Annotated in this window: 3 protein-coding genes and 2 pseudogenes; 1 reads left to right on the top strand and 4 read right to left on the bottom strand. The window is 76.1% G+C overall.

Going from position 1 to position 4326, the window contains the following annotated elements; all coding sequences use genetic code 11:
* A pseudogene (locus tag C1I99_RS29760) lies at positions 1-1732 on the top strand (hypothetical protein); the annotation flags it as partial.
* Here C1I99_RS29760 and pspM read toward each other — a convergent pair.
* From pspM to C1I99_RS35280, 4 genes and pseudogenes are all read right to left on the bottom strand, one after another.
* Positions 1733-2512 (bottom strand): phage shock envelope stress response protein PspM, encoded by a 780-nt coding sequence (pspM, locus tag C1I99_RS29755; protein WP_111137502.1) that lies wholly within the window; start codon positions 2510-2512, stop codon positions 1733-1735. It abuts the pseudogene before it with no gap.
* Positions 2513-2535: 23 nt separating this feature from the next.
* Positions 2536-3411 (bottom strand): PspA/IM30 family protein, encoded by an 876-nt coding sequence (locus C1I99_RS29750; RefSeq protein ID WP_111137501.1) that lies wholly within the window; start codon positions 3409-3411, stop codon positions 2536-2538.
* A 191-nt stretch (positions 3412-3602) separates the two neighbouring features.
* Positions 3603-4055 (bottom strand): helix-turn-helix domain-containing protein, encoded by a 453-nt coding sequence (locus C1I99_RS29745; RefSeq protein WP_111137500.1) that lies wholly within the window; start codon positions 4053-4055, stop codon positions 3603-3605.
* A 153-nt stretch (positions 4056-4208) separates the two neighbouring features.
* A pseudogene (locus C1I99_RS35280) lies at positions 4209-4326 on the bottom strand (competence protein); the annotation flags it as partial.

The following is a 4326-nucleotide window of genomic DNA, read 5'->3' as shown; positions in this document are numbered from 1 at the left end:
CCCCGGGTACGGCCCGAACACCCGGACCCTGCTCCAGTTCCGGGTGGCCGGCACCCCGTCGCCGCCGTACGACCTGGCCCGGCTGCGGGACCGGCTGCCCCGCGCGTACGCGGCCAGCCAGCGCCCGCCGATCGTGCCGCAACCGGCGTACGACTCCGCCTTCGGCACCCGCACCGCCCGGGAGACAACGGTTCCCGTACAGGCCACCTCGGTCACCTTCACCCCGGCCGGCGCCAGCGCCCCGGTCACCCTGCCGCTCGCGGTCAAGGCGGTGCAGCAGGTCTTCGAGCCCGGCCACGGCCGGCTCACCGGCCGGCTCGGCGTGGCGCACCCGCACGCCGGGCCGCTCTCCCCCGCCACGCTGCCGCTCGGCCCGACCGACCCGGCCACCGAGGTGCTCCAGGTCAGCGACCCGGCCGTGCCGGTGGGCGCCCCGGCCGACGGCACCCAGCTCTGGCGGATCCGCGGCACCAGCCGGCAGACCCAGCCGGTCCGCCTCGACGGCTGCGACGTGCAACTGGTCAACCGGGTCGGCTGGGACGGCACCATCCGCCCCCCGCACCCGAACGAGCTGGGCTGGAAGCAGGTCGTCCGGGTCAACCCGCGGGAGGACGTGATCGTCGCGGTACGGCCGGTCGCGCCGGCCCTGCCGTTCAAGCTCGGCGACAGCGTACGGCTGCTGGACCCGACCCGGCCGGCCGGCGCCCGGACCGGCTCCACCCCGGTCAGCCCGCTCGACGGGCGCCCCGCGCTAGTGGTGAACCAGCTGGTCAACCTGGGGTGGGAGTACCGCTGGCACAGCCAGCTGGCGGGCCACCGGGACCAGGGCATGAGCCGGCCGCTGGTGCTGCGGGTCTCCCCCAAGGCGCCGACCGGCCTCACCGCCACCCCGGCTCCGGGCTCGGCCACCGCGCTGCCGGCGATCGCGCTGGCGTGGACCGGCAACGGTGGCCGGCCGGCGGCGACCAGTCACCTGCTCCAGCGGGCCACCGACCCGACCTTCTCCGCCGGCCTCACCGCGATCACCGTGGCGGCCACCGCCACCCGCTACACCGACGCCACCGTCACCCCGGGCGTCACCTACCACTACCGGATCCGGGCGGAGAACGCGGTCAGCTGCTCCGCCTGGTCGAACAGCGTGCCGGCCTCGGTGCAGCTGGCCGCGCCGGCCGGGCTGGCCGCGGCGATCCCGCCGGCCGCCCCGCTGCGGGTCGCCGTACGCTGGAACAACCGCTCCTTCGCCACCGGCGTCGACGTGCAGCGGGCCACCAACCCGACCTTCACCAGCGGGCCGGGCACCACCGCCATCGGGGTGGGGGAGAACCACCTCGACCCGGCCGTCGCGCCCGACACCACGTACTACTACCGGGTCCGCACCACCTACCTCGGCGCCGCCTCACCGTGGTCAACGGTGGCCACGGTGACCACCCCGCCGGCGCCCGGCCTGCCGACCGCGGTGAGCGCCGTCGCCACGGCGCCGGGGCCGGACACCGCGACGGTGATCCTCGGCTGGGCCGCCAGCACCCCGGCCGGAGCGGGCGCGGGATTCATCGTCCAGCGGGCCCTGGACGCGGCGTTCACCCGGGAGGTGGCCAGCTTCACCGTCGCCGGTCGGGGCTTCACCAACACCGGCCTGGCCCGTGGGGTGACCTACCACTACCGGATCCGCTCGTTCAACGTGGTGGGCAGCTCCCCGTTCACCGCCCCGGTGCCGGTGGCCACGCCGCGGTGATCAGGGGGTGGGCAGGGGCCGGCCGATGCCGCGCAGCTCGGCCAGCGCGGCGGCGACCCCGTGCAGCAGGTCGGTCGCCTCGGTCAGCCGGGCGGCGGCGGGGTGCTCACCGTCGGGACGGGCGTGCTCGGCGAGATAGCCGGCGGCGGCCACCACGAGCCGTTCGTACGCGGCGACGCCGCTCTCCAGCTGCCCGGTCAGCGCCCGGTGCGCCTCGGCCAGCGGTGCCCGGGAGTCCGGCGGGGCGAGCCGCAACGCCCGCTCGACGCTGGCCACCCGGGCGGCAAGCTCCCGCAGCGACCGGTCGGCCTCGGTGGCCTCCAGCACAGCCGGCTCGGCCAGCCCGGTCAGCCGGTTCGTCATCCCGGCGAAGGTGAGCGCGGCCCGGTCCAGCCGGGTCCACGGTTCGGCGGCACTAGTGCCGCGCAGTGCCACCCGGGCGCGCACCCGGCGTAGCTCGGCCAGCACGCCGGGGCCGACGGGCAGCCGCTCCACCGCGGCGACCAGCCGGGCACGGGACCGCGCGGCGGCCTCGGCCGGGTCCAGCGGGGGCGGCGCCGGCCGGGCGGCCAGCGCGCGCAGGTCGAGCCAACGCCAGGCGGCGAGCACGACCGCGCCACCCGCGCCGGCAGCCCACGCCGCGTCCGGCAGGCCAAGGCCGGCGTACGGGGTCAGGACGGCGGCGGCACCGGTGAGACCACCGGCCGTGACGCTCCACCGGCGGGCGGACCGCCGCAGTCGGCCCAACCGCCGGAAGTACCGGGTGCGCTCGTCTGTCACCTGTGCCTCCTCGAACCGGCCGCTCAGCCGGCGGCGGTGGTGTCCCCGGTGCCCCGCTCCCGGCCCAGGTTCGCCCGGATCTCGTCGAGCCGGGCGGCGGCCGCCGGGTCGGCCGCCTGGGCGGCCGGCTCGGCGCGCGGCACGGCCGGTCGTTCCTGCTGCGTGCCGCCGAGCTGCTCACCGGCCATGCTCGACCGGATCTGCTCGAGCCGTGCGGAGCCGGCCGAGTCGAGGGTGGCCTTCTGGATCTCCAGCATTCGGCCCTCGGCGGAGTTGCCGGCCAGCTCGGCGCGACCCATGGCGTTGGCGTAGCGCCGCTCGATCCGGTCCCGCACCTCGTCCAGAGACGGGGTGGTGCCGGGCGCGGTCAGCGCGGACATCGACTCCAGCGAGCGGGCGACGCTCTCCTGCATCTTCGCCTGCTCGAGCTGGCTGAGCAGCCGGGTGCGCTCGGCCAGCTTCTGCTGGAGGATCATGGAGTTGTTCTCCACCGCCTTGCGCGCCTGCGCGGCGGCGCCGAGCGCCTGGTCGTGCAGCGTCTTCAGGTCCTCCGTGGCCTGCTCGGCGGAGACCAGCTGGGTGGCGAGGGTCTGGGCGGTCTGCTCGTAGCGTGCGGCCTCGGCCTCGTCGCCCCTGCCGCGGGCCTGGTCGGCCAGCACCAGGGCCTGGCGGGCGTTGGCCTGCAGCCGCTCGACCTCGGACATCTGGCGAGAGAGCTTCATCTCCAGCTGCCGCTGGTTGCCGATCACCGCGGCGGCCTGCTGGACCAGCGCCTGGTGCTGCCGCTGGGCCTCCTCGACGGCCTGCTGGATCTGCACCTTCGGATCGGCGTGTTCGTCGATCCGGGCGCCGAAGAGCGCCATCAGGTACTTCCACCCCTTGACGAACGGGTTCGCCATGTCCGCGGTATCCCCTCAGTAGCCTCGCGCCGCCTCCACCGTTGCCAGACGGGCCGACCGACCGCAGGGCGGCAGTGCTCCACTGTGCCAGCCGGACGCCACCGGGCAGGCGGGGCGTGTGCGCCGGCACCGTCTGCGATCAACCCTACGCGGCGGCGTCCACGCCGACCATGCGGCGTGGTCGGAACCGATCAGGCGGCGCAGACCACGTCGCGGTCGGCGGGGCGGACCCGGGTGCTGCGCAGGGTGGCCTTGAGCGGCGAATCCTGGCGGACCTGCACGGCGACCGTGCCGGCGGAGCTGACCTGGCGTACGCCCTGGTTGGCGGCCTTGCGGACGCCGGAGGCGGCCACCGGGGTGGGCTGCTCGACCGGCTCGTCCTGCACCGGGACGAGCACGCCGGGCATCTGCTCGGCGAGCGCCACCGTGTCGCTGACCTCCCGCAGCAGCTCGGACAGGCGCGCGCCCAGCGCGTCGCAGATGGCGGCCAGCAGCTCGCTGGAGGGCTCCTTCTGGCCACGCTCGATCTCGGAAAGGTAGCCGAGGCTGACGTTGGCGGCGGAGGACACCTCGCGCAGGGTGCGGTGCTGCCCCTGCCGGCGCGCCCGCAGTGCGTCACCGATTACCCGGCGTAGCAGGACCATTCGCACCTCCCCTGAGGGACACCACTGTCGCGCCCGCCGTCGTACCCGACGCGGCGGACCGCACCGGCCCCGACCGCCGGAGCCTTCCCGCAACCGTACCCGCTGCCGGGCCCGGCGACATCCCGCCCCGCCCGTCGGATCCGGACGATGGGCTCACCGGCGGCCCGCACCGGCCTCCCGACCGGCGGCCCCGCCCCGATCCACGGCGTGGATCCGGTCGGCGAGCAGCCGCAGCGCCTCCACCACCGTGGCGGAGCGGATGGCGTCCCGT

It is taken from the genome of Micromonospora deserti, from assembly GCF_003236335.1.
Lineage (GTDB): Bacteria > Actinomycetota > Actinomycetes > Mycobacteriales > Micromonosporaceae > Micromonospora > Micromonospora deserti.
The sequence above is the reverse complement of the archived record's forward strand: the minus strand, read 5'-3'. Positions and strand labels throughout refer to the sequence as shown.